Here is a 22,885-nt window from a genome sequence, read left to right as displayed (position 1 = left end):
ATGCTCACATCCAGTCGCCCGGCAACGTCCGCAACGCTATGTCCGCGATCGGTCACTTGCTTGACCTGACCGCTTCAATCTTGAACTCTTCCGTGTATCGCTTGCTACTCATAGACACCTCCACTTGGTTGCCAGCTTAAGGCTTCGAAGTGTCTAGTGAACCGGGGGCGATTCACTTCAAAGTGATGAAAGCGCGTGTCGAAGCCTGGTCGCCCTCGGTGCCCGTCACCGTCATGTAGCTGTTCACTTCGGGCTGTCTGGCGAGGTATGCCTCGAAGGTCTGTAGCGACTTCATCAGGCGTTCGTTGGTCGAGCCCGCCGGTAGCTTGACCTGCGCCATCAGCGTGCCCTGGTCTTCGGTCGGCAAGAAGGAGGTCGGCAGCGCCTTGAAGATCCCCGCCGTGGCGGCAAACAGCAGCGCATACACCGCCATGCCGAGCAGACGGCGCTTGAGCAGGCTGCCCACTCCCAGTCGGTAACGTTCTGTGCCGGTGCTGAATCCCCGATTGAAGCGGCCGAAGAGCCGTCCCAGCGGGCCATTGCCATTGGCGTGGCCCCCCTGCGGGATGGGCTTGAGCAGGGTGGCGCAGAGTGCGGGGGTCAGCGTCAGTGCGACGACGACCGACAGCGCCATGGCCGAGACGATGGTGATCGTGAACTGGCGGTAGATGATGCCGGTGGCGCCACCGAAGAAGGCCATCGGGATGAAGACCGCGGAGAGCACCAGGGCGATGCCGATCAGCGCTCCGGTGATCTGATCCATCGACTTGCGCGTGGCCTCCTTCGGCGAAAGACCTTCCTCGCTCATGATCCGCTCGACGTTCTCGACCACGACGATGGCGTCATCGACGAGCAGACCGATGGCCAGCACCAGCCCGAACATGGTCAGGGTGTTGATGGAGTAACCGAACACCGAGAGGATGCCGAAAGTGCCCAGCAGTACGACCGGCACAGCCACGGCGGGGATCAGCGTGGCGCGCAGGTTCTGCATGAAGATGTACATCACCAGTACCACTAGCGCGAGTGCCTCGATCAGGGTCTTGACCACTTCCTCGATGGAGATCTTCACGAAGGGCGTCGTGTCATAGGCCACCACGGCCTTCATGTGTGCCGGGAAGAAGGGCTCGAGTTCGTTGAGCTTGGACTTGACGGCTTCCGCGACCTTCAGTGCGTTGGCGCCGGAGGCGAGCGAGATGCCCAGGCCCGCCGAAGCGTGGCCGTTGTAGCGCGTGCTGATGGTGTAACTCTCGCGGCCCAGCTCAAGGCGTGCCACTTCGGAGAGGCGCACTACCGCGCCATCGGCGGCGGATTTCACGATCACCTGGGCGAACTCGTCGACCGACTTGAGCTTGCTGCGCGCGCCGACCTGGCCAGCGGAAACTTCGGTGTTCTGCGCGCTCAGCGCACTGGCGATGTCGGAAGGCATCAGCGCATATTTCTGCATCTTCGCCGGGTCCATCCAGATGCGCATGGCGTAACCCGAGCCGAAGGCCTGCGTGTCGCCCACACCATCGAGGCGGCTGATGGTGTCCTTGAGGCTGTTGGCGATGTAGTTGGCGATGTCGGTGGCGGTGACCGATTCATCATCGGAGATCAGGTTGATCACCATCATCGTGTCGGTGCTGGCCTTGGCGACCGTGACGCCTTGATCCTGCACCGCCTCTGGCAATTGCGAGAGCACCTGTTCGAGCTTGTTCTGCACCTGCATCTGCGCCACGTCTGGGTTGGTTCCGGAATCGAAGGTGAGCTCGACTCGGGCGGAGCCATCGGACTGGCTGCGCGAGTTCATGTAGGTCAGATGATCGAGGCCGGTGAGCTGCTGCTCGATGACCTGGGTCACCGAGTTCTCGATGGTCTCGGCCGAGGCGCCGTTGTAGGTAGCCCGGATCGTGACCTTGGTCGGCGCGATGTCAGGATATTGTTCGAGCGACAGGCTCTGGATCGCGGCTGCGCCGGCGAGCATGATGACGATGGCGATGACCCAGGCGAAGATGGGCCGGTCTATGAAGAAACGTGCCATAGCGGTGCTCTCCTCAGTGCGCAGCGGCGCTGGACGCGGCCGCGTCGGACGACACCGGTACCGCTGTCGCCAGGTCGCCCAGCGCAACCTTCTTCAGCCCTTCCACGACGACCTTGTCACCGGGCTTGAGACCAGCGTTCACCAGCCATTGGTTGCCCACCGTGCGGCCCAGCGAGAGCCTGCGTTCCGCAATGCGGCCGTCATCGCCCACCACCATCGCGATGGCATCGCCGGAGGGGCGGCGGGTGATGCCCTCCTGGGGCACCAGTAACGCGTCTTGGATGCTGCCTTCCCACACCTGCGCACGCACGTACATGCCTGGCAGCAGCACGCCCTCCGGATTCGGGACCAGCGCGCGCAGCGTGACCATGCCGGTGCTCTCGTCGACACTCACGCCATCGAACTGCAGACGCCCTTCATGCGCGTACTCGCTGCCATCCTCCAGGATCAGCTTTACCGGGACCTCCTGGCCGCGGGCGCGCAGCTTGCCGGCCTTGAGCTCCTGGCGCAGGCGCAGCAGCTCGACGCTGGATTGCTTGACGTCCACCACCAGCGGGTCGAGCTGGCGCACCGTGGTCAGCGCGGTGCTCTGATTCGCCGTCAGCAAGGCGCCGGGGATCGCCACGGAAATATCCACGCGGCCATTGATCGGCGAGGTGATGCGGGTGTGTTCGAGATCGATGCGCGCGGTTTCCAGCGCCGCCTTCGCCACGTCGAGCGCGGCGCGGTTTTCTTCGACGGCGGCCTGGCTGTCTTCCGCCGTCTGCTGGCTGATCGCATCGATGCGCGCCAGACCCTCGTTGCGCCGGGCCGTTACCTCGGAGGATTTCAGCGTGGCCTCCGCCTTGGTGACTGCGGCCTTGGCACTGGCATAGGCGGCTTCATAGCTGGAGGCGTCGATCTGGTACAGCACCTGACCGGCCTTGACCAGCGCACCTTCGGTAAACAGGCGTTTTTCCAGGATGCCGCCGACTTGCGGCCGGATCTCGGCGATGGCCCGAGCCGAGGCCCGGCCGGCCAGCTCCGTGGTGATCGGGGTTTCGCTGGCGGTGACGATGAATACACCGACCTGCGGCGTTTCGGTTGCGGTGACTGTTGTGTCCTGCTTGTCGCCGCAGGCGGCAAGCGCAACGCAGGCAAGGGTTGCGAGCGTGATGCGGATACGCGGGTGGGAAATGGGGGTATGCATGAAGTGGCTTTCATTCGACCTGGTCTTCAGGGATGGCAGCCAATTTGCGCGCCGATTGTGGAGAGAATTTGAGCTTCGCAAGCTTCGTGAGGTTTGTAGCCTGCCTCTTGCCATGGATTCCCGCTGGGGCTCAAATGCACGCCATGAACAGATTCGCCCGCATCTCCATCTCGACCCGGCTCTTCGTCGCAGTGCTCGCTGTGGCGTCTGCCGCGGTGATCGCAACGGGAATCGCCTCGCATCACAGCTTCACGCATGGTTTTCTGGGCTACCTGAACAAGCTGGCGGTCGATCGCATGGATGCCGCATTGCCACGCTTGCAGGCCGCCTATGCGGAGCATGGCAACTGGGATTTCATTCGTGAGCGGCCCGGTAACTGGATCCGCCTGATGGTGCGCGACAGTGAGAACGAGCACATGGAAGACCGGCCGCCGCCGATCTCCGATCTCACCGGGGCCTTCCTGCGCGTCTCCTTGCTGGATGCCGATCATCTCTTCGTGATCGGCTTTCCCGGCGCACTGGATGGTGACAGGATCGAGCGACCGATCCTGGTCGCTGGAAAGCCTGTCGGCTGGCTGGCCCTGGCGCCTTTCCAGAGCGTCACCGAAGTGGGGGCGCAGCGTTTCGAGCGGACGCAGCTGCGTGCACGTTGGCTCATTTTCTCCATCGTCATCGTGCTGGCCGCGGCGATCGCCTGGTGGGTATCCCGTGCAGTATTGCGACCCATCCGCCGGGTGGCGCGAGCCACGCACGAGCTGGCCGGCGGCGATTACGCCCGGCGTGTGCCACAGATCGGCGAGGACGAGGTCGGGCAACTCTCGCGCGATTTCAATTACCTTGCCGCCACGCTGGAGCGTAACGAGACCATGCGGCGCGAGTTCATGGCTGACATCGCACACGAACTGCGGACCCCGCTGGGCGTGCTCAACGGTGAGCTGGAGGCTATCGAGGACGGGGTCCGCCCTCTTGACCGGAACGCGCTGAAATCGCTGCAGGCCGAGGTCGGACTGCTCAGCAAGCTGGTCAACGATGTGTACGAGCTGGCGCTGACCGACATGGCCGCACTGGCCTACCGCAAGGAAAGCGTCGATCTCGCGATCTGTCTCGGGGAAGTGGCCGAGCGCTTCGCGCCACGTCTGGCGCAACACTCGCTGACACTCGCCTGCGAGTTGCCGACCGGCCCGCTGAAGGTGTTTGCCGATCCGGCGCGCGGTCACCGACCGCGCGGTGGATACCCACATCAAGAACCTGCGCCGCAAACTTGCCGCCCTGGGCGACCCGATCCAGTCGGTGTATGGCGTGGGCTATCGCTTTGAGTGGCCGTGACGCCCCCCACGCCTACAACCACAGGAAGAACACCCAGGAGCAGCCTGCGATGCCGCCGAGCAGCCAGCGCGCCAGCGTGCCGCTACGCACGGTAAGGATCAGCAGTGGCAGCAGGATCGGCAGGATGTAACGGAAATCGTTGCTGCAGGCGAACGGGGTCTGTATGCGCAGTGTGAGCAGACCTGCAAGCCACAGCGGCATGCTCAGTACCCAAAGCGCATTGCGTTGCAGCCAGCCCGTATCGAGCAGTGCCCGCCAGCGTGCACGCAGCAACAGGCAGCCTAGCAGCAGGATCAGTAACACCCCCCAGCCATAGGCCAGCCCGCGCTGCAGCGTACCCTGGAACGAGAATTCACCGCTCAAGGCCGAACGCAGCAGGTAATTCCAGAAATTCTGGCGCCCGCTGACATCGTTCCAGGGGTCCATCCAGGCCGTGGTAAGGGAAGTCGGCAGATCCAGCGGGATGAAATATTTCAATGCCACGGGCACGCCGAGCGCACCGTTCAGACTGACCACATTGCTGACCAGCCAGCTACGGCTGTTGCCCTGTAGATAGTTGTAGATGTTGTCGCTCAGATTCAGCAGCATGGCTGCGCCGGCGATCGTGCAGAAAAGGGTCAGATCGATCAGTGCTGCCTTGCGCGTGCGGTGGGGGCGCAGCATGCGCCAGAGCAGCAGCAGGCCCATCGTGGCGATTACCACAAGGCCGTTGCTCTTGGTCAGGATGAGCAGTGCGCAGCAAAGGGCCGTAGCCAGCAAGGCCGGGCGCCGATGCCCCTGCCACCATCGCAGGCCATGATAGAAAGCCATGCCGGCCAGGGCGTAGAAGCCCAGATCGTTGCCGATGCGGATGCTGTGGATGATGCCCGAGGGCCACAGCGCCAGCCCAAGTGTGGCGAGCATGGCCAGCCAGGGGGATGAGCGTAGTGCCAGGCGTAGCGTGCCGGCAGCGGCAGCGAGGAAGACCAGCCACAGGGTGAGCGAATAGGCCTGCATGGCGGCGCCAGCATCGACGCCCAGCCAATGCGCCCATTTCCACAACGGGGCGCCGAGCAGGTAGTACAGCGGCGGGTGGTAGAAGGTCCAGCCATCCTTGGCGTCAGGGATACTCAGGCGTTCGGCCACCCAGCGGATGTAGTCGAGGTGGCCGCCCGCGCCAGCGACATCGTGGCTGCGGACTGTCCAGGGTGTGAGCACCCAGTAGGCTACCAGCGGGATCAGTGCCAGTCCGAGCACCAGCAGTTGCCGGCGGGTAAGCCGGAAATGGCGTGCCAATCCCCACAGCAGGGGGAGAAAACCAAGCCATAGCAGGGTGACCGCGCTAGGGCCCAGCACGGGCAGCATGGTAATGCCACCGGGGCCGATGCCATTGCGGACACGGAACTCCAGCACGTTGTCGTCTGGCTGCAGCCAGGGTGAGAGATCGAGCACGAAGCCGCTGCGATAGTCACGCAGTTTTTCTTCGGGCACCGAATCAAGCGGCACGGCCTGGCCATTGATGGAGAACGCGAGCAGATGGTCGTCCGGGATGATGCGCCAGCGCACGGGCGTGCCGAATCCCTTGCGCACCACCATGCGGCCGGTACGCTCCACGTGCTGGGTCTGGAACTCCCAGGGGTGCTGCTGCGCTTCCCAGGTCTGGTCCAGCCGCTGCATGCTGACCTGGCGCTGCGGCTGCAGGCAGGCGAGCAATGCGCTGACGGCCAGAAAACTGAGCAAACCGCCCAGCAGCAATGCGCGCCAGCGCGGGCAGACGGTCTTCATGAGGCTCAGCCTTTCCGGGTCTCGTGATATTCCTGCTCGGTATTCACATTCCAGAGCGCGTCACGTCCTGCCTGGCCCGCGCGGATGCTGCGCACGGCTTCGATGGCGGTGAGCATCGAATGGTCCTGGTTGTTGTAGCGGTGCTGACCGTTGCGGCCGAGGCAGTAGAGGTTGGCAATACCGTCGAGGTGGGCGCGCACGGTATCGAATTCGGCGTAGCTGCCGAAGTAGGCCGGGTAGGCCTTCTCGATGTGGATGCGGCAGGTGTCGACGATGTCTTCGCGGGCGACCACGTCGATCTTCACCAGTTCATCGACGGCGAAGCGGATGAAGTCCTCGTCGCTCATCTTCCAGATTTCGTCCTGGTCCGAACACATGTATTCCAGACCGATCCAGACCTTGTCGGGGTCGGCCACCATGTAGGGTGACCAGTTGTTGAAGACCTGCAGCCGGCACAGCTTCACATCGCGTTCCTGCACGTAGATCCAGGTGTCGGGCACGATGTCGCCGACGGTCCGGATGTCGGTTTCATTGTGGATGCGGAGTTTCTTCGCCAGCACGCCGACCGTCATGAAATCGCGATAGGGCAGCTCGCGGGCAACGCGCAGCACATTGGCACCGACAGCATCTCCCTGAAGGCTGGCGACCAGATCCTTGATCGGCATGGTGGAAAGGCACAGATCGCATTCGAAGCGCTTCGTCTGACCTTCACACTCGGCACTCACCGCCACGATCCGACCTTCCTGGACTTCGATGTGGGTGACCTTGTGACGCATCAGGATCTCACCACCCATCTTCCGCACATCATCCGCCACGCATTCCCAGAGCTGGCCCGGGCCGAGCTTGGGGTAGAAGAACTGTTCGATGAGCGATGTCTCGGTCTTCTTCTGGCGCAGATCCTGATCCTTGCTGCCGGGCAGCAGTTTCTTCAATGCTGCCAGCACGGCCTTGGACAGGGAAAGCCCCTTGATGCGCTGCGCGCCCCATTCGGCCGAGATTTCGCGAGGATGTGCGCCCCACACCTTCTCGGTGTAATCCTCGAAGAACATGCGGTACAGCGGCACGCCGAAGCGGTTGATCATGAAGTCCTCGAGGTTCTTCTCCTCGGGGCGCTTGATCATCTGTGCCCGCACGTAGCCAAGGCCGGCGCCGAGCGTGCGGAAAATGCCGAGATTCAGCACCGTCTGGGCCTTGAGCGAGATCGGATAGTCGAAGAACTTGCGCAGATAGAAGATGCGCGAGATGCGTTCGCGGATCAGCATCACGCGGTCGACCTGCTCGGGGTCCGGGCCGTTCGCGGCCCAGGGCTTGTCCTTTCCGAGCAGGCGGTCGTCACGCGAGGGCGCGCCTTGCAGCGGCATGCGCGCGGCCCACCAGTCCATCACGGTGTCGCTCTTCGAGAAGAAACGGTGGCCACCGATGTCGATACGGTTGCCTTTGAAATTGATGGTGCACGAGATGCCGCCGATACGGTCGGTGGTTTCCAGGATTACGGGTTTGTAGCCGGCGTTCTGTGCGAGGAGTTCGAAAGCGGCGGTGAGACCGGCCGGGCCGGCGCCGATGATGAGTGCGGTTTTCTGCATGGCGGGATCAGCGGAAGAAGACGAAGAGGCGGCGCAAGCCGAAGTTCCAGAGCAGCACGATGCCCGCGATGAAGGGCTTGGCTAGTTCAGGGGCAAGTTTTGCCACGCTGACCGAGAGCCACATCAACAGTACCGTGAGCAGCAGGCCACCGATGCCGATCGTCGTGAAGATGGCGAAATCCCGCAGGGTGGTGGCTTTCGTGCCCCGCCAGACCCAGGCCACGCAGAGCAGGTAGTTGGTGAATAGTCCGGCGCAGAAGCCGAGCAGCGTTGCGAGCTGGTAGTGCCAACCCAGCGCGCTATGGACTAGCCACAACACGCCGTAGTCGACGAGGAAGGCAAGCCCACCCACCATGAGATATCTGAGAAATTCCAGGGCCAATCGCCCCGGTGCAGCCGCAACCGGCATGCTGAGTTGTGCTCCGTCCATGTCGTCTCCACCCTTGTTTTTTGTGCTTGCACCGATCGTATCGGAGCAAGTCCGGCAGGCTTTGCCTGGTTTCCGTCCCGGAGGGCGACGCAGGATTCTTCTCTGAGCAGGTCCGGGTATTGGCCCCGGGGCCTGCGGTGGGATGCATTGTCGGCAACGACCACGATAGAAAATATGACTACGGCGCCGCATTGCGACGAGCAGCCATCCTGCCGTCAAGAAGCCTGCCGGGCAAGGTTTTTTATCTTGTCCGATGCCGAAGGCAGTGCTTCGATGCATCTTCGCCCATCTCTTCTGCGTGAGATGTGAATGTAGGAATATGGATTGCGTTGGGGTTAGAGATGTTCTTGTAATTATTGAATGGATTTTGTTTCTGACTGGATCGCGCATTGCGTGAGGCAATGCGATCCGACGGATCAAGTGCTGGGGGGGCTGCGGCGCAATGCGTTGAGCAGGATTGCGATGGTGCTGCCGTTGTGCAATGCCGAGGTCATGATCGGGCTGAGCAGGCCAAAGGAGGCAGCGCCAAGGATCGCCGTGTTGAGTCCGACGGCAAGACGATAGTTGGTGTCGATGCGACCCATGGTGGCCAGGGCGAGTGCCTTGGCGTCGGCCACGCGGGCGATGTCGGCGCCACGCTGCATCGCGATGCCGACGTGTGCGCCGGCCAGCGCGGGAGCGTCGTTGATGCCGTCGCCGATGAAGGCGATGCGTGCGCCATCGGCAGCCAGCGCTGCGATCAGGCTGGCCTTGTCATCCGGCAGCAGTTCGGCATGGAAGCCCTCCAGCCCCAGTTCAGTAGCCAGTTCCGCCGCGCGGTCGTGATGATCGCCGGTGAGCATCAGCACGCGACGCGCGCCCAGGGCACGCAGGCGCTCCACGGTGGCTCGGCTGTTTGCGCGCAGAGAATCTTTGAGTGCGAGCACGCCGATGAGACGGCCGCCGAAACCGATGTAGAGCAGGGTCTTGCCTTCACGGTAGAGCCCGGCCAGCACTGCCTCATGCTGTGAAACCGAAATGCCTTCGTCGTCCTCTATGAAATGGCGGGACCCCACCACGATGCGCTTGCCTTCGATCTCGCTGGCAACGCCGTGGGCGACGACGAACTCCACTTCGGTGTGATCGAAATGCCGGCCCTGGCTGCTGCGCGCAGCGGCTACCACGGCTTGTGCGAGGGGATGGAAATAGTGCTCCTCGACGGAAGCCGCCAGCCAGATCAGCTCTTCGGAGGAAAAGGCTTCGTCGAAGGCGATGGAGTCGGTGACGGCCAGGCTGCCCGTGGTCAGCGTGCCGGTCTTGTCGAAGACGAAGGTGTCCGCCTCGGCCAGGCGCTCCAGTGCGGTCGCGCCCTTGACGAGGATGCCTTGCTGGCCGGCACCATACATGGCCGACTTGAAGGCCACCGGCGTGGCGAGCTTGAGCGCACAGGAATAGTCCGCCTGCAGCACGGCAGCGGCACGTTGCCAGTCGCCGCTGACGAGCCAGGCCGTGCCGGCGAGGCTCAGCACGATGGGCACCAGCCTGTCCGCGAGCTTGGCGGCTTCCAGCTGCGCCGTGCTCTTGACGTTCAGCGATTGCTCGACGTAATCCGCGATGCGGGCTGCTGCCGTCTTGCGGCCAACCTGCTCTGCGTAGATGCGCAACCGGCCTTCTTCCATCAGGGTACCGGAAAGCACAGAATCGCCGCGCTGTTTGGTTACCGGCGCGCTCTCGCCGGTCATGGCAGCTTCGTTCACGCTGCCTTCACCCGACAGCACGGTGCCATCCACCGGCACGATGCTGCCCGTGGCCACGATCACCGTGTCGCCGACACTGACTTCGCTGACCGCGACCAGTTGCTCGCCGCCTTCGCGCTCCACCCATACTTCAGGCCCGACCGGCAGCAGCAGGTGCTTGAGCATCTCGTCGGAGCGACGTGCGATGGAGTCTTCCAGATACTCGCCCAGGGCCAGCATGAAAGTCGTGGTGTTGGCCGCGAGATAGTCTTTGCGTGCCATGGAGATGGCGACGGCCGCGGCTTCCAGCACGTGCGAGGACAAGCCATTGGCCAGTGCGTCCTTGGTGGCGTGCTGCATCAGCGGCAGGGAGGCGGCCAGCGTGGCCGGCAGCTTGAGCTGTTGCGGCAGATATTGCGTGCCGATCAGGGTGGCCAGTGCCCCCACCACTGCAGTGGGCGCCTGGGGCAGGGTGTCGCGGCCCGCGCGCGGTGTGCGGGCAGGTGCAGGCATCCGGCCCAGGGCCTCTTCGAGTTGAAAGGCATCGATCTGCGCCGGATCGTAGCTCACGATCAGGGAGGATGCCTTGGCGTTGACGCGTACCTGCATCACCCCGGCAAGGTTTTCCACCGCCTGAGCGATATTGCCAGCTTCGGTACTGACCCCTTTGGCGCACCGATAGCGCCAGCGCCCACGGCCACGGACTTGGTGGACGGACTCCAGCGTACTGAACCAGGTTTCCGGCATCACTCGCCCGTGCGTTCCGCTTCCACCTCGGCCTTGAGATCGGCCATATGTTCCTTCAGCTCCTCGATACCGCCAGCCACGCTGCCGTACAGTTTCATGGCGCCCTTGACGAGCTTGGAACGGACTTCTTCATTGCTCAGCACGTAGGTTGCGGCCGCCCCCAGCAATGCACCAAGCAGGAATTGCTCCGTGCGTCGCGAGCCGAAACCGGCCGGCAGCCCCAGACCGGAGAGGAAGCCTGCATTCAGTGGTGCAAGTGTGGCATTGTCGTCCGCTTCCTGACCGTATCCATAGCCCTGAGCCGTGGAGCCGGCCGTGGCCGCGTTTCTGGCGGCTTCTTCCTTGAGCAGCTTGCGCAGTGCCTTTTTCAGTTTCTTCTTGGCCATCATTCGGCTCCTTTTCCGGTTCGTGTTTTCTTCAAGAGGTATTCGATGCCGGCAAGGCCGGCGGCGCCCAGGGCCACAGCCACCACGGCCTGGCCTGCACGGCCGCGTTGCAGCGCGTTAGCCGCGGCCACGCCGCTGGCGAGCGCCGTGCCACCTTGCAGGGCGCGGGCCAGTACCTGCTTGCGGGCTTCAGGCGCCGTCAGGCACTGTTGCTGCGCAGCGGCCAGCAGGCCCGCGCTGACCATCCCCCGCAGGAACTGGTTGGCAAGATCATCCCGTGCGGGAACGAGGGCGCGGCGGTTCTTCATGCTTCTTCCTTGGTCGGGCTTGCCACGGCAGGCTTGCGGCTGCGCGGTGCGCGTTTGGGTTTGGCGGGCGCTGCGCTGGCGGCAACGGCGGCGGGTTTGCGGTTGCGTGGCTTGCTGGCGGCAGTGGCCAGCGTAGCCTTGGGCGCAGGCGTGGATTCAGCGGCAGGCTCGACCAGCTTTTCGCGGACACGGGCAGAGGTGTGCTCGATGGCGGCAAGGCTGCTGACCGTGGCATCGCGTAGCGAGCTGCGTGTTTTCTGCAGCCCTTCGCGGGCGACGACCAGACTTTCCTTGGCCTTGACGGTGCGGGCCAGGCGAACGGCGATGGCGCCACTCACGATGCCCAGGGCGAACGGGATCAAAGGGATCATCTCAGCTTTCCTTTCTGTCCTTGCGGAGGCGTTGACGGGCAAAGTGCAGACCAAGGCTGCCGGCAGCGAGTCCGGCCAGCAGTGCGGGGTTGGCCTTGAACAAGGGAGCCACCACGCCAAGGGCGTGATGCTGTCCGGCGAGCACGGAAAAGGTCTTTTCCATGAAATCCCCGATCAGGCCGTGCTTGGTATAGGCCTCTTCGGGGGGCACACCGGCGCGGGCATGCATCTGTTCGAGCGCGAGTGCGTCCTGCAGGGCCTGTTGCAGCGGCGGCAACTGGCGTTGCAGCGTTTCCCGCTGCAGACCGGCAAAGGCATCGCGCAATCCGGCATCCGGAACGGCTTGCCAGAGACGTTGATAGCGGGCCGCCGAGGCCTGCTCGCCACGGATCGCCCGTATCAGGTTGGCGCGCCAGCCGGATTCCAGCACGGTTTCCTGCGGCAGGGGCGGTAGCGGGCGAGGTACGCCATGGCGTGCGCAGAGGCGATCCAGACTCGCGATGCGGTTTTCCACGCGCCGTTGCAGCGCCGGAAAAGGAAGGCGCGCGCGCCTGGTAGGCCTCATTCATGGCCTGGTGAAAGGCCAGTGCGGCGTATTCGCCAAACAGGGCGATGCGCAACGCCTGGTGCGGACCTGAATACGGGCTGGCCGGATCCAGCCGGCCACTGCGCAGCAGTGCCTGGTCACGATCACGCATTGGCGATCTCCGCGTATTTCTCCGCGACGATGCGGATGAGGGCGCCGGCTTCCGGGCTATCCACGCCCGCCAGCAGATCTGGCCAGGCTTTCTGCGGAATCACGGCAGGGTCGTACTCGACGGTGCAGGAGCGGGCCAACAGGTTGAGTCGGATTGCCTTCACGCCGGGCAGGGTGTCGAGCGCTCCCTGGAAACGGCGCGCATCGGCCAGCATCGCCTTGCCCTCGGCATCCAGCTCGATGGCACCGAGCTTGAAACGGATGCGGCCCGGGATGTGGTGGGCGATCTGCACGCTGCCAGCAAACCGGCGGAAGGTCTCGAGTTCTTTCATGGGGGCGATGCGTTTCCGGTTTCTGGTTTTCGTCAGCGCAGCAGATTGCGGCGATGGACATACATATGAATGCCAGTGAAGACCAGGGCGAGGATGCCGGCCTGGGTATGCAGCCCCTTGCGGCGCGCGGCGATGGCCAGCAGCGAAATTCCCATGGCGGCCACGGCACCGTATTTCGCGTAGCGGTTCACTACCAGACGCCACTTGCGGCGAGGAATGGCCACCGGAGCCGGGCCGAGCACGGTATCGTCGGGGTCCGGGCCTTCATCGCCGTCGGCTGGCGGGGTGTCATTCGCAGCAAGGAGCTTGCGGGCCTTGAGCTCGATGGTCTTCCTGGGCAGCGTGGCCGGGTCATAACGGACCAGTACCGATGCCACGCGCGGATTCTGGCTGACTTCGAGTACGCCGGGCAGCGCTTCGAAGCTGCCGGCCAGCGCGTCGCGTCCGTCTGCATCGAAGGCCGGAACCCGCAGGCGCAGGCGCCCGGGCACCGAGGAGGCAATAAGATTGTTCATGACCGAAATTCGGAAGTAAACGCGGGAACTGATTCGCAGCTTAATACGATTGCCATCGAATTGTGGCACTCGGAAAAGTTTTTTGCATGCCCTTCCATTATTTTCCGGGCGTGCAGTATCTTGATAATCAAGAATGTTTCTTGTTTCCGTTTTTGATTGGCGTTTTTTCCCCTGGATGGGGCCCGGCGTGGGCCTGCAGCGCTTTCTGGAAGGGAGAATGTATTTCGGGAATTGATTCCGATTACGAAACCAGAATCGTGGCTGATACGGTTTTCAGGGTGTTTTGTCTTGAATGAATTTTTGGGGAGAGTTCCGCGTGCTGGCAATTAAAACCGTGGCTTTGTTCGGAATTACCGCCTTGGCGGAGATCGTGGGGTGCTATCTGCCGTGGTTGTGGCTCAAGGAGGGCAAGAGCGTCTGGCTGCTGTTGCCGGCGGCGCTGAGCCTGGCCTTGTTCGCCTGGCTGCTGACATTGCATCCAACTGCCGCCGGCCGCGTCTATGCAGCGTATGGCGGTGTCTATGTCGGTGTGGCCATTCTGTGGTTGTGGCTGGTGGATGGCATACGGCCCACCGGCTGGGACGTACTCGGCGTGCTGGTGGCACTGGGCGGCATGGCGATCATCATGTTCGCGCCACGTCCGGCTTGAGTCCGGGAGGCCGGCTCTTCGGTTGCTCCGGAGGCTCAGCCGAAGCTGAGCGTGTCCGCGAAGGCCACGGCCTGCAGCAGCGCTGCCGATACCTGTTGCACGGTAAGCCCCAGCGCTTCGCTCTGGGCCCGCAACTGATCGGGCAGGAAAGATTCCGAGGCCACGGCCAGCCGCAGGAAGGGGGCGTAGGCACCATCGTCATGCAGCAGCGCGTCGCGGATGGAGCCGGGCAGTGTCATCTGATCGAGTACCACGTCCAGGCTGGTGCCAAGCAGTACGTCCAGCAGCGAGAATGCGCCGGTGATGAAGAGATTGTCGTGCTGGGCCTTGTCGAAAAGATGGGCCCCGAGCAGTTCCATCATGCGTCCGCGTGCGATGGCTGCCTGCATCACGGCCGGGGCAGCAGGATCGCGGCTGGCGGAGACCAGCAGCAGCGACAGCCACTTGTTCAGTTTGTCGCGCCCGAGGATGGTGACGGCATGGCGGAAGGATTGCACCTCCACCATCAGCCCGAAGCCGACGGAGTTGATGTAGCGCAGCAGCTTGTAGGGCAGGGAAACGTCCTGCTTGAGCGCAGCTTCGATCTCGGTGATGTCTGCATCGTTGCGCACCAGATTGAGCAGGCGCACGATCTGTGCGTGCGAAGGCGCGAGTTCCTTCGCTGGCGTCACTCCTTTGAGGAAGAACCAGCCCGCAGCCCCCGCATAGCCGCGCTCCACTGCATCGGCGAAAGCCTGCACGTCGGCCAGCCCCCAGGCGAGCGAGATGCCCGGCGCGCCGGCGGGGGAGGTGACCTTGGCCTGGTCGGCAAGCACGAAGCGGCAGTCCGCTTGCTCGGGCCATGGCGTACCCGGCTGATACCAGGAGAGAGCCAGGGGCACGCCGGCTGCCTGCAGCTTGAGGACCAGTTCCTGTATCTGCGGATACTGCATCGCAGGCGCCGGGATCTCGATCAGTGCGTTTTCCGGCGGCTGCCAGTCGAGTAGTTCAGGAGTGGGCACCAGGCGGCCGAAGCTGATGAAGACGGGATGAATCGTCGGCCAGTACTGGCGGTGCATCTCAAGCGTCTGCAGTGCGGTGGCGAAATTCGGGGCGTGGACGATCAGGCGGTTGGCGGTGATGGCGCGTTGCTGGTTAACGACGGGTTCGCGGGTGATCAGCGCTCCGGTAGTCATGGTGGGAATCTCCATTGGGCCTTTGGCCTGGTGATACTTGAATGTGACGGTGCATACGACGGCAGTCTGCTGCGCAGGGCTGCATCTGTCATGCCCGCGTGCATGATGCACCAGGTTATGCCGGGTGGGCCAGCCTTCCGGCTGATCGTGAAGGCGGGGCTGAGCAAGTGCTGAGTAACGAGGACTGAGTGCTGAGTGGGAAGTCAGCGCCGGCCTTGCCGGCGTGGATGTACGAGGGATCGCAAGCCTTGGCCTGCGAACATCGCGGCAACGAGAGTTTGACGGAGCGAAAAGCGAGCTTACACTGCTGCGCACTCAGCACTCAGCACTCAGCACTCAGCACTCAGCACTCAGCACTCAGCACTCAATGGGATAATCCCACGCATGAACAGACTTCTGATTGTGGGCTGCGGTGATGTCTTGACGCGTGCCTTGCCCTGGCTGTGCCAGCGTTTCCAGGTGTATGCCCTGGCGCGTGGTGCCGAGGCCGCCGCGCGCCTGCGCGTGCTGGGCGTGCGTCCCGTGGCGGGGGATCTGGATGATCCGGCGAGCCTTGCGCGTCTGGCCGGTCTGGCTGAATGGGTGTTGCATGCCGCGCCGCCTCCGGGTCAGGGCGAGGATGATCCCCGCATGCGTGCGTTGCTCGCTGTGCTGGTGCGCCGTGCGCCGCGCCGGATCGTCTATGTCGGCACCAGCGGCGTGTATGGTGACTGCGGTGGAGCCGTCGTGACCGAAACGCGCCCGTTGCGTGCCAGCACGGCGCGTGCAAAGCGTCGTGTCGCAGCAGAATTGCGCCTGCGTGCCTTTGCGCTGTCTTCGGGTTGTGCGTTGCGCGTACTGCGCGTGCCGGGCATCTATGCGGCAGACCGGCTGTCCCTGGCGCGGTTGCAGCGTGGCGATCCGGTGCTGCGTCGCGAGGAGGATGTCTTCACGAATCACGTCCATGCCGAAGATCTGGCGCGTGCGGCAGCCCTGGCACTGTTTCGCGGCCCACGCCTGCGCAGCTTCAATCTGTGCGACGATTCGTGCCTCGCGATGGGGGATTATTTCGAGGCCATGGCTGACATCTTCGGCTTGCCGCGTCCGCCGCGCATGAGTCGTGCCGAATGCCTGAAACGTCTGAGCCCTGCGATGGCGAGTTTTATGGGCGAGTCGCGCCGGCTCGACAATACTCGTGCCAAGCGCGAACTGCGCCTGCGTTTGTCATATCCAGAGGTGCTCGCCGGCCTGCGTGCCGCGCGTGATGCACATCCAGACAAGGAGTAAGACCGATGCTTTACCTGTGGCTGAAGGTGGCTCACGTGTTTTTCGTCATTTCATGGTTCGCGGGCCTGTTCTACCTGCCGCGCATCTTTGTAAACCTGGCCATGGTGCCGGCGCAGAGCGAAGTTGAGCGCGAGCGTTTGCTGGGCATGGCGAAACGCCTCAAGCGTTTCATGATCGTGCTGATGGTCGGCTCCTGGGCCACCGGGCTGGCGATCACCCTCACGTTGGGCGGCCCTGGCACCTGGTGGGTGCAGGGCTGGCTGCACGCCAAACTGTTGCTGGTGCTCTTCCTCACCGCCTATGACGGATATTGCAGCGTGCTGCTGCGCGGTTTTCGCAATGGAACCAACACCCGCAGCCACGTCTGGTATCGCGTGTTCAACGAGCTGCCCACGCTGCTGCTGCTGGGCGTCGTGATCCTGGTGATCATTAAACCTTTCTGATCCTATGAGCGAAACCTTCTTTGCCCCTTGCCCGCGTGGCCTCGAACCCTTGCTTGCCGAAGAGCTGCGCGCCTGCGGCGCCAGCCACGTGGAAATATCCCACGGGGGCGTGGCCAGCGAGGGCGACTGGGCCTACGCCTACCGTGCCAACCTGGAGAGCCGAATCGCCACCCGCCTGCTGTGGAAGGTGGGTTTCACGCGCTATCGCTCCGAGGACGAAATCCATCGCCTTGCCAGCGCGGTGACCTGGGCGCGGCATTTCGACACCATCAATTCGATCCGCATCAATGTCACGGCGATCAAGTCGCCGCTGAAGAGCCTGAATTTCGTCACGCTGCGCATCAAGGACGGTATCTGCGACCACTTCCGTGCCATCAAGGGCGGCCGGCCGGACGTGGATACCCACAATCCGGACATGCGCATCCATGCCTTCCTCACCGAGGATACCTGCACGCTCTACCTCGATACCTCCGGCGAGCCGCTCTACAAGCGCGGCTTCAAGCGTGCCAAGGTCGAGGCGCCGCTGAAGGAGAACCTTGCCGCCGGCATTCTCAAGCTCTCTGGCTGGCAACCCGGCCAGACGCTGCTGGACCCGATGTGCGGTAGTGGAACCTTCCTCATCGAGGCCGCGCAGATCGCGCTGGATGTGGCGCCTGGCCTGGGGCGCAGCTTCGCCTTCGAGAAATTCCGCCATTTCGATGCCGAGCTCTGGCAATCCATCCGCAAGGCCGCGCTGGCGCGGCGGCGTGACGACGAAATGCTGCCCATCTTCGGTGCGGACATCGATCCACGCCAGATCAGCAATGCCGAGGCCAATCTCGAAGCCGCCGGGCTCACCGGCAAGGTCGAACTGCTGGTGTGCGACGTGCTGGATCTCGATGCGCCGGACGATCATGGCGTGCTGGTGAGCAACCCGCCTTATGGGGTACGCCTTTCCAGCGGCGACGAGTTGTACGAGTGGTATCCGAAGCTGGGCGATGCACTCAAGCGCGGCTTTGCCGGCTGGAATAGCTACTTCCTCACCGCTGACCTGGAGATGGCCAAGCGTCTGGGCTTGAAAGCGAGCAAGCGTACGCCGTTGATGAACGGGGATCTGGACTGCCGCGTGTTCGAGTTCAAGGTCGTTGCGGGATCGAACCGGCCTTGATGGCGCCGGAAGTTGGGCTCAAGTCTGCCTCACAACCTGAACGGTGCGCGTGGCGCACCCTACGCTTGCCGAGATCGTGAACAGCCTCTCGGCACCATGCCTTTTCAGCATTCATTCCGGCACGTGCTCCAGGATGGTTCTGGCCAGGACGTCGTAATCCCCGTTGAAATGATGGCCACCGGTGAGTCTGATCGGCAGGGTATGCGAGGCAAAGGCCACCGGGCAAGGGGAGTCCTTCTCTTCTGCGCCGTAGATGCAGAGCGCCGTGTTCGCCGGCCAGCGGCGGACTTCCGGCAGGATGGGATGGTCTCCGCTCTTGCCGACCCAGTTGCTCAGGTGGAATTCGAAGGCCGCCTGGTTGCCGATGCCCAGCAGCGCCGTTTGCGCCACCAGCGCACGCGAGGCCGCGGGTAGCCTGTTGAGCGCGAAGGGCAGCACGTCCGCGCCCTGCAAGTAACCGATGAGCAGGGCGCGCGACTTCTGCCAGCGCCCGGCGTAGTAACGCAGCACGCGGTCCAGATCGTCCGCCAACCCTTGCGGGGTGCGTGCCTGCCAGAAGTAGCGCAACGAATCGATACCGACTACCGATACGCCCCGTGCCGTCAGCGCGGCAGCTACTTCGCGATCCAGCCCGGCCCAGCCACCGTCGCCCGAAAGCATCACGGCGAACAGCTTGCTCGTGTTGCCATGCGCCTGCACTTCGACGATGGGCAGATCCGGCAGACTTGGCTGTGGCAGAGCCTGAGTCTTCTCTTGCGCGGCGAGCTTGCCGAATGCCGTGATCAGCTGCAATCGCCAGTCGCGGGGGCCGCCTTCGGGCAGTTCGATCAACTCGGCGCCCTCCACCTGACTGATGAAAGTCCGAGCCTGCGCCGGGGCGTCGCCCCTGATTTGCGCCGGTTGCAGCACGACCCAGGGCGCGGGCAGGTGTTGGGTGGGTTGAAGTGTTGCGCCACCGTGATGTCTGCGGGGGTACTCAGCAGACCTGCGCCCTTGCACAAGGGCTTGTTCAGCGCCAGCGCCGGATTGAAGTTCAGGCTCAGGGCGCCCGCGAAGGTACCGGCTGGGGCCTGCGCCAGCATGGCATAGGCGAAACCGGCAGCGGCGGCATGGCCCGCCAGCACGGGAGGGCGGTAGGTGGGCAGTTTGTAATAGGCCTGGATGAAGCGCGAGAGGTTGTCCAGATCGCCGCTGGGTGTCGCACAGTCGCCATCGTCCGCCTCGAAAGCGGAGAAAAGCTGCGGCGTGTTGATGCCCGCCACGAGTGTGCCTTGTGTCATCAGTGTTCGCGCCATGTCGGCCATGTCTTCATCCCAGCCATCCCTGCCGGAGAGGAAGAGCACGACCTGGCGGACTTCCGTCTTTGGGGTATAGACCGTGACGTTGCGGAAGCGCCCATGCGAAAGCACTTCCTGCGCTTGCGTGGGCAAGGTCGCGAACAGGGCGGCGATGCCGAGCAGCAGCCCGGCGGCTATTCCGTGCAATCTCATTTTGCGAATACTCCTTTCAGGCCACCACTGATCAGCACGGCCGTGTCGGCCAGCACCATCAAGGGCGCCAGGCCGCCACCGGCAACGGCGAGGTAACGGGCCTCCCAGACCGGGTCGAACTTTTCCTTGAACGCACGAAGACCCTGAAAGTTGTAGAACTGCTCGCCATTGGTGAACAGCAGACGGCCGACACGGTGCCAGGCTGGCGCCAGCGGATGCGCAGCCATGCCGGAGAGCGGCGCCATGCCAAGATTGAAGCGCGCGAACCCTTCGGCCTGGAAGTGCTGAATCAGGCGCACGAAAAGGAAATCCATGGTGCTGCCCGGCGCGGTGGGCAGATGGCGCATGAGGTCGATACTGGCCTCCGTTTTCTGCGCCGTACACATCAGCGAGGCGAAGGCCACGAGGTGTTCTCCATGGCGCACCACGGCCACGGATTGGCGCAGCACGTAATCGTCGACGAAGGCGCCGAGCGAAAAGCGTTTCTCCGCGGTGTTGTGCGCAGCCAGCCAGGCATCCGATATCCGGCGCAGCTCCGGCAGCAGAGCAGGCAAGTGTTCGGCGCGGACCAGCTCGAAGCTCAGTCCGTCGCGCTCGGCGCGGTTCATGCCGTGGCGCAGATTCGCGCGTGCGCTGCCCTTGAGCGAGAAATCCGCCAGCGGCACGTGGGCTTCCTCGCCGAGTTTGTAGGCGCGCAGGCCTGCGTCCAGATAGTGCGTCAGCGCCTGGGGCCGGATCTGGTAGAAGGCCGGGCGGCCTCCCTGTTCGCGCGCCAGTTCGAGGAAGCGCCAGATCAGCTCGGGCTGCTCGGCGGGCAGACCGATGGGATCGGTCAGCGCGATCCAGGAGCGGCCGTGCTGGCCGAACATCAGGAAAGAGCTGCCCGAGCGGCTGAACAACAGCTTCTTGTCACCCATCAGGGCGAGGCAGGCCGATGCCGCCGGCTGTGTGGCAACGATGCCGGCGACCCGATCCAGCGTGTCGTCGTCCGGCAATGCCAGCGGCTGGCGTGCCGGCTTGAAAAGATGCCGCAACGCGAGCACCAGGGTGCATATGGCCACGGCCAGGCTGGCGCGCAGCGATCGTGGCGCATCGCTGTCGAATTCGAGTCGCCACCACAGCTCGTGGGCGTAATCCACATCGCGATACACGAAGAACAGGACGCCGATCATGAAGGCCACGATGGCCCCCATGGCAACCAGCCAGCCGGGAGACAGCGGATGTGCGAACAGCGAGGCCTTGCGGTGGAACTGACGGCGCGACGCCAACAGCGCCAGTGCGAGCAATACCAGCGCGGCGGCCTCGATGAGCGCCAGCCCCTTGATGATCACCAGCACTGCACCCAACAGCGCAATGCACAGGCCGGCCCACCAGGCGGCGTCCAGGCGGCGCAGCATGCCACGGGCCACTACCAGCAGCGCCAGGCCGGAAAGGCTGCCGAGGAAGTGCGAGGCCTCCACCAGGGGCAGCGGCACATGGCGGGCCAGCAGGCGTGAAGCCTCGTCAGCGTTCGGTGTCACCCCCGAGAGCAGCAACACGACGCCCATCACCAGCGTGAAACCGGCCAGCAGCAGCGGCGAAAGATTGGCTGCGGCGCGGGCCAGGGGCGCGGCCACGCCGCTACGCAGTTCATAGCCGGCGAGCGCCACCAGCGCGAGGGCGAGTGGCAGAAAGTAGTAGATCGCGCGATACAGCAGCAGGGCTGCGGCCAGCGTGCCGGTGGGCACATGGTCTCCCAGTGCGAACAGCATCACGGCCTCGAAAACACCCAGTCCGCCCGGCAGGTGACTGAGGATGCCCAGCATGATCGCAATCGCATACCAGGTGGCGAGCACCGCGAAATCCACGCTGCCTGAGGGTAGCAGCAGCCACAACACGGCGGCGGAGGCCAGGATGTCGAGCGCAGAGATCAGCAATTGCTGCAGAACCAGGTTGGCCTGCGGCAACTGCAGTGTGTATCGGCCAGCCAGCGTGAGCCTGTCGCGCGTGCGGCAGAGCAGCCAGAAAACTGCGTGGGCCAGCAGGATCACGCAGGCCAGCCCCTGCAGCAGCCAGACTGGCCACTGGAAATGATCGGCGATGGCCGGTGCGCCCCAGAGCAGGGCCAGCGCGCCCACGCAGTGGATGCCGAAGCCGAAAGCCACGCCATTGAAGGCGAGGCACGCATCACGCGGCCGGCTTCGATCCCTGCCGCCGTATAGACCCGCATGCGCACGGCGCCGCCGGTGAGCATGCCCAGGCCGATGTTGTTGCCCAGCGCGTAGGCGACGAAAGCTGTCGGCCCCACGACGCGATAAGGCAGCTTGGCACCGGCGTAGCGCAGTGCGGAAACGTCATAACCGGTCAGCGCGACATAGCTCACCACGGTGGCGGCGAACGCGGCCACCAGGCTGGAAACGGGCGTTGCCGTGAGGGCGGTGACCAGATCCGCGTAACGCAGATCACCGGTGAGATGACGGAGCTGTGTCAGCAGGAAGGCCGCGAGCGCGGCGACTACCACCACCATCAACAACGCGCGTCTGCGTTCGAAAAGGCTCAGCAGCCGGTAGATCAGGCCGGGCAGGGTACCGGAAGAAGCGGTGTGTTCTTCGGGAGAAGGCATGCGGCTATCCAGGGGAAAGAGTTGTTTTTGTCGAATCGGGTTGTCGGGGCAGTGCTGCGCAATTCAGGCTGGGTGCCTTCTGGTTGGCGTCATCCTGGTGTAAGCCGGGATATTGAAGTGCCTGAAAACACTGGATTCCGGTTTCCTTCGGAATGACGGCATCGGGCTGACTTCACTGTATTGGACGACCGGGTTGTTTTCCCGACCCGCTTGGGCGTGTGCCGGTATAACGCCGGACAGCCCGGATTGGCTTACTCGCCAATGCCGGTCCGGCAGGCGAGTGTGTCTATGGCATTCATAGACGCCACATCCGGATGCAGGCAAGCTATCCCGGCTTGTATGTTCTCGACGCGTCCTGTGGCTTCATCAGACAGGACGTCGAGGTGGAGGGACGACTCCGGCTATCTGCCGTTTTAGCGGACAGACGATTCTAGAAATGTCCCCATTTCGTTTACGTCAGCGTCGATGAGGAATGCAGCGGCATGCCTGAATAGCATGACCGCCGGTAGATACAAGCTCACGCCTACGTAAACACCCCTCGATTAATCGATTGGGAGAGGTGAATCGCCCCCGGTTCACTAGACACTTCGAAGCCTTAAGCTGGCAACCAAGTGGAGGTGTCTATGAGTAGCAAGCGATACACGGAAGAGTTCAAGATTGAAGCGGTCAAGCAAGTGACCGATCGCGGACATAGCGTTGCGGACGTTGCCGGGCGACTGGATGTGAGCAT

The 22,885-nt window shown here is 63.6% G+C and carries 23 protein-coding genes and 2 pseudogenes; 7 read left to right on the top strand and 18 right to left on the bottom strand.

Annotated elements, in window-relative coordinates; all coding sequences use genetic code 11:
• From BGI27_RS14630 to BGI27_RS14620, 3 genes and pseudogenes are all read right to left on the bottom strand, one after another.
• Window positions 1-112: pseudogene (locus BGI27_RS14630) on the bottom strand (transposase); the annotation flags it as partial.
• A 60-nt stretch (window positions 113-172) separates the two neighbouring features.
• On the bottom strand, window positions 173-2,020 hold the full coding sequence (locus BGI27_RS14625) for an efflux RND transporter permease subunit (protein ID WP_095525573.1): 1,848 nt from the start codon (window positions 2,018-2,020) through the stop codon (window positions 173-175).
• A gap of 13 nt (window positions 2,021-2,033) precedes the next feature.
• Window positions 2,034-3,209 (bottom strand): efflux RND transporter periplasmic adaptor subunit, encoded by a 1,176-nt coding sequence (locus BGI27_RS14620; protein WP_170943058.1) that lies wholly within the window; start codon window positions 3,207-3,209, stop codon window positions 2,034-2,036.
• A 32-nt stretch (window positions 3,210-3,241) separates the two neighbouring features.
• On the opposite strand from BGI27_RS14620, the pseudogene BGI27_RS18715 reads away from it, so the two are divergent.
• Window positions 3,242-4,243, top strand: a pseudogene (locus BGI27_RS18715) (HAMP domain-containing protein); the annotation flags it as partial.
• Between the two features lie 193 nt (window positions 4,244-4,436).
• Window positions 4,437-4,535, top strand: a complete 99-nt coding sequence (locus BGI27_RS18205) for a winged helix-turn-helix domain-containing protein (RefSeq protein ID WP_239591157.1) — start codon at window positions 4,437-4,439, stop codon at window positions 4,533-4,535.
• A gap of 12 nt (window positions 4,536-4,547) precedes the next feature.
• On the opposite strand, the gene BGI27_RS14610 is transcribed toward BGI27_RS18205, so the two are convergent.
• From BGI27_RS14610 to BGI27_RS14565, 10 genes are all read right to left on the bottom strand, one after another.
• Window positions 4,548-6,299 (bottom strand): ArnT family glycosyltransferase, encoded by a 1,752-nt coding sequence (locus BGI27_RS14610; protein WP_095525570.1) that lies wholly within the window; start codon window positions 6,297-6,299, stop codon window positions 4,548-4,550.
• Window positions 6,300-6,304: 5 nt separating this feature from the next.
• A complete protein-coding gene (locus BGI27_RS14605) occupies window positions 6,305-7,882 on the bottom strand; it encodes an NAD(P)/FAD-dependent oxidoreductase (RefSeq protein ID WP_095525569.1) in 1,578 nt (525 codons plus the stop codon).
• Between the two features lie 7 nt (window positions 7,883-7,889).
• The gene (locus BGI27_RS14600) at window positions 7,890-8,312 is read right to left on the bottom strand and encodes a GtrA family protein (RefSeq protein WP_170943056.1); all 423 of its coding nucleotides are present in this window, start codon (window positions 8,310-8,312) and stop codon (window positions 7,890-7,892) included.
• Between the two features lie 416 nt (window positions 8,313-8,728).
• On the bottom strand, window positions 8,729-10,774 hold the full coding sequence (locus BGI27_RS14595; RefSeq protein ID WP_095525567.1) for a heavy metal translocating P-type ATPase: 2,046 nt from the start codon (window positions 10,772-10,774) through the stop codon (window positions 8,729-8,731).
• On the bottom strand, window positions 10,774-11,160 hold the full coding sequence (locus BGI27_RS14590; protein ID WP_095525566.1) for a hypothetical protein: 387 nt from the start codon (window positions 11,158-11,160) through the stop codon (window positions 10,774-10,776). The genes BGI27_RS14595 and BGI27_RS14590 overlap by 1 nt, the downstream gene beginning before the upstream one ends.
• Entirely contained in the window at window positions 11,160-11,468 is a 309-nt protein-coding gene (locus BGI27_RS14585; RefSeq protein ID WP_095525565.1) for a hypothetical protein, read from the bottom strand. Before BGI27_RS14585 ends, BGI27_RS14590 begins: the two co-directional genes overlap by 1 nt.
• Window positions 11,465-11,839, bottom strand: a complete 375-nt coding sequence (locus BGI27_RS14580; RefSeq protein WP_095525564.1) for a hypothetical protein — start codon at window positions 11,837-11,839, stop codon at window positions 11,465-11,467. Before BGI27_RS14580 ends, BGI27_RS14585 begins: the two co-directional genes overlap by 4 nt.
• A 1-nt stretch (window position 11,840) precedes the next feature.
• Window positions 11,841-12,353: a ferritin family protein gene (locus BGI27_RS14575; RefSeq protein WP_095525563.1), complete on the bottom strand. Its 513-nt coding sequence runs from the start codon at window positions 12,351-12,353 to the stop codon at window positions 11,841-11,843.
• Between the two features lie 176 nt (window positions 12,354-12,529).
• Window positions 12,530-12,868 carry an HMA2 domain-containing protein gene (locus tag BGI27_RS14570; protein ID WP_095525562.1) on the bottom strand — a complete coding sequence of 113 codons (339 nt, stop codon included), beginning with the start codon at window positions 12,866-12,868 and terminating at the stop codon, window positions 12,530-12,532.
• A gap of 32 nt (window positions 12,869-12,900) precedes the next feature.
• Window positions 12,901-13,383: an HMA2 domain-containing protein gene (locus tag BGI27_RS14565; protein WP_095525561.1), complete on the bottom strand. Its 483-nt coding sequence runs from the start codon at window positions 13,381-13,383 to the stop codon at window positions 12,901-12,903.
• 292 nt (window positions 13,384-13,675) lie between these two features.
• Between BGI27_RS14565 and BGI27_RS14560 the strand changes: the two genes are divergently transcribed.
• On the top strand, window positions 13,676-14,032 hold the full coding sequence (locus BGI27_RS14560) for a YnfA family protein (protein ID WP_095525560.1): 357 nt from the start codon (window positions 13,676-13,678) through the stop codon (window positions 14,030-14,032).
• A 35-nt stretch (window positions 14,033-14,067) separates the two neighbouring features.
• On the opposite strand, the gene BGI27_RS14555 is transcribed toward BGI27_RS14560, so the two are convergent.
• The gene (locus BGI27_RS14555; RefSeq protein ID WP_095525559.1) at window positions 14,068-15,207 is read right to left on the bottom strand and encodes an EAL and HDOD domain-containing protein; all 1,140 of its coding nucleotides are present in this window, start codon (window positions 15,205-15,207) and stop codon (window positions 14,068-14,070) included.
• 384 nt (window positions 15,208-15,591) lie between these two features.
• On the opposite strand from BGI27_RS14555, the gene BGI27_RS14550 reads away from it, so the two are divergent.
• Genes BGI27_RS14550 through BGI27_RS14540 form a run of 3 tightly spaced genes read left to right on the top strand, consistent with a single transcriptional unit; the run spans window position 15,592 to window position 18,063 of the window.
• Window positions 15,592-16,473 carry an NAD(P)H-binding protein gene (locus BGI27_RS14550; protein WP_095525558.1) on the top strand — a complete coding sequence of 294 codons (882 nt, stop codon included), beginning with the start codon at window positions 15,592-15,594 and terminating at the stop codon, window positions 16,471-16,473.
• Between the two features lie 5 nt (window positions 16,474-16,478).
• Entirely contained in the window at window positions 16,479-16,916 is a 438-nt protein-coding gene (locus BGI27_RS14545; protein ID WP_095525557.1) for a CopD family protein, read from the top strand.
• A 4-nt stretch (window positions 16,917-16,920) separates the two neighbouring features.
• Window positions 16,921-18,063 carry a THUMP domain-containing class I SAM-dependent RNA methyltransferase gene (locus BGI27_RS14540; RefSeq protein ID WP_095525556.1) on the top strand — a complete coding sequence of 381 codons (1,143 nt, stop codon included), beginning with the start codon at window positions 16,921-16,923 and terminating at the stop codon, window positions 18,061-18,063.
• A 111-nt stretch (window positions 18,064-18,174) separates the two neighbouring features.
• On the opposite strand, the gene BGI27_RS14535 is transcribed toward BGI27_RS14540, so the two are convergent.
• The 4 genes from BGI27_RS14535 to BGI27_RS18200 are packed head-to-tail and all read right to left on the bottom strand — an operon-like array spanning window position 18,175 to window position 22,155.
• The gene (locus BGI27_RS14535; protein WP_141239775.1) at window positions 18,175-18,894 is read right to left on the bottom strand and encodes a virulence factor family protein; all 720 of its coding nucleotides are present in this window, start codon (window positions 18,892-18,894) and stop codon (window positions 18,175-18,177) included.
• Window positions 18,891-19,553: a hypothetical protein gene (locus BGI27_RS14530; RefSeq protein WP_095525554.1), complete on the bottom strand. Its 663-nt coding sequence runs from the start codon at window positions 19,551-19,553 to the stop codon at window positions 18,891-18,893. Before BGI27_RS14530 ends, BGI27_RS14535 begins: the two co-directional genes overlap by 4 nt.
• The gene (mprF, locus tag BGI27_RS14525) at window positions 19,550-21,697 is read right to left on the bottom strand and encodes a bifunctional lysylphosphatidylglycerol flippase/synthetase MprF (protein ID WP_223871821.1); all 2,148 of its coding nucleotides are present in this window, start codon (window positions 21,695-21,697) and stop codon (window positions 19,550-19,552) included. Before mprF ends, BGI27_RS14530 begins: the two co-directional genes overlap by 4 nt.
• Complete coding sequence (locus BGI27_RS18200) at window positions 21,580-22,155, bottom strand: lysylphosphatidylglycerol synthase transmembrane domain-containing protein (RefSeq protein ID WP_223871820.1); 576 nt, start codon at window positions 22,153-22,155, stop codon at window positions 21,580-21,582. Before BGI27_RS18200 ends, mprF begins: the two co-directional genes overlap by 118 nt.
• 623 nt (window positions 22,156-22,778) lie before the next feature.
• Here BGI27_RS18200 and BGI27_RS14520 point away from each other — a divergent pair.
• Window positions 22,779-22,885: transposase (locus tag BGI27_RS14520; RefSeq protein ID WP_141239830.1), on the top strand; the 107-nt coding region annotated here is incomplete at its 3' end.

This window comes from Candidatus Dactylopiibacterium carminicum, from assembly GCF_014736495.1.
Classification (GTDB): domain Bacteria; phylum Pseudomonadota; class Gammaproteobacteria; order Burkholderiales; family Rhodocyclaceae; genus Uliginosibacterium; species Uliginosibacterium carminicum.
The sequence above is the reverse complement of the archived record's forward strand: the minus strand, read 5'-3'. Positions and strand labels throughout refer to the sequence as shown.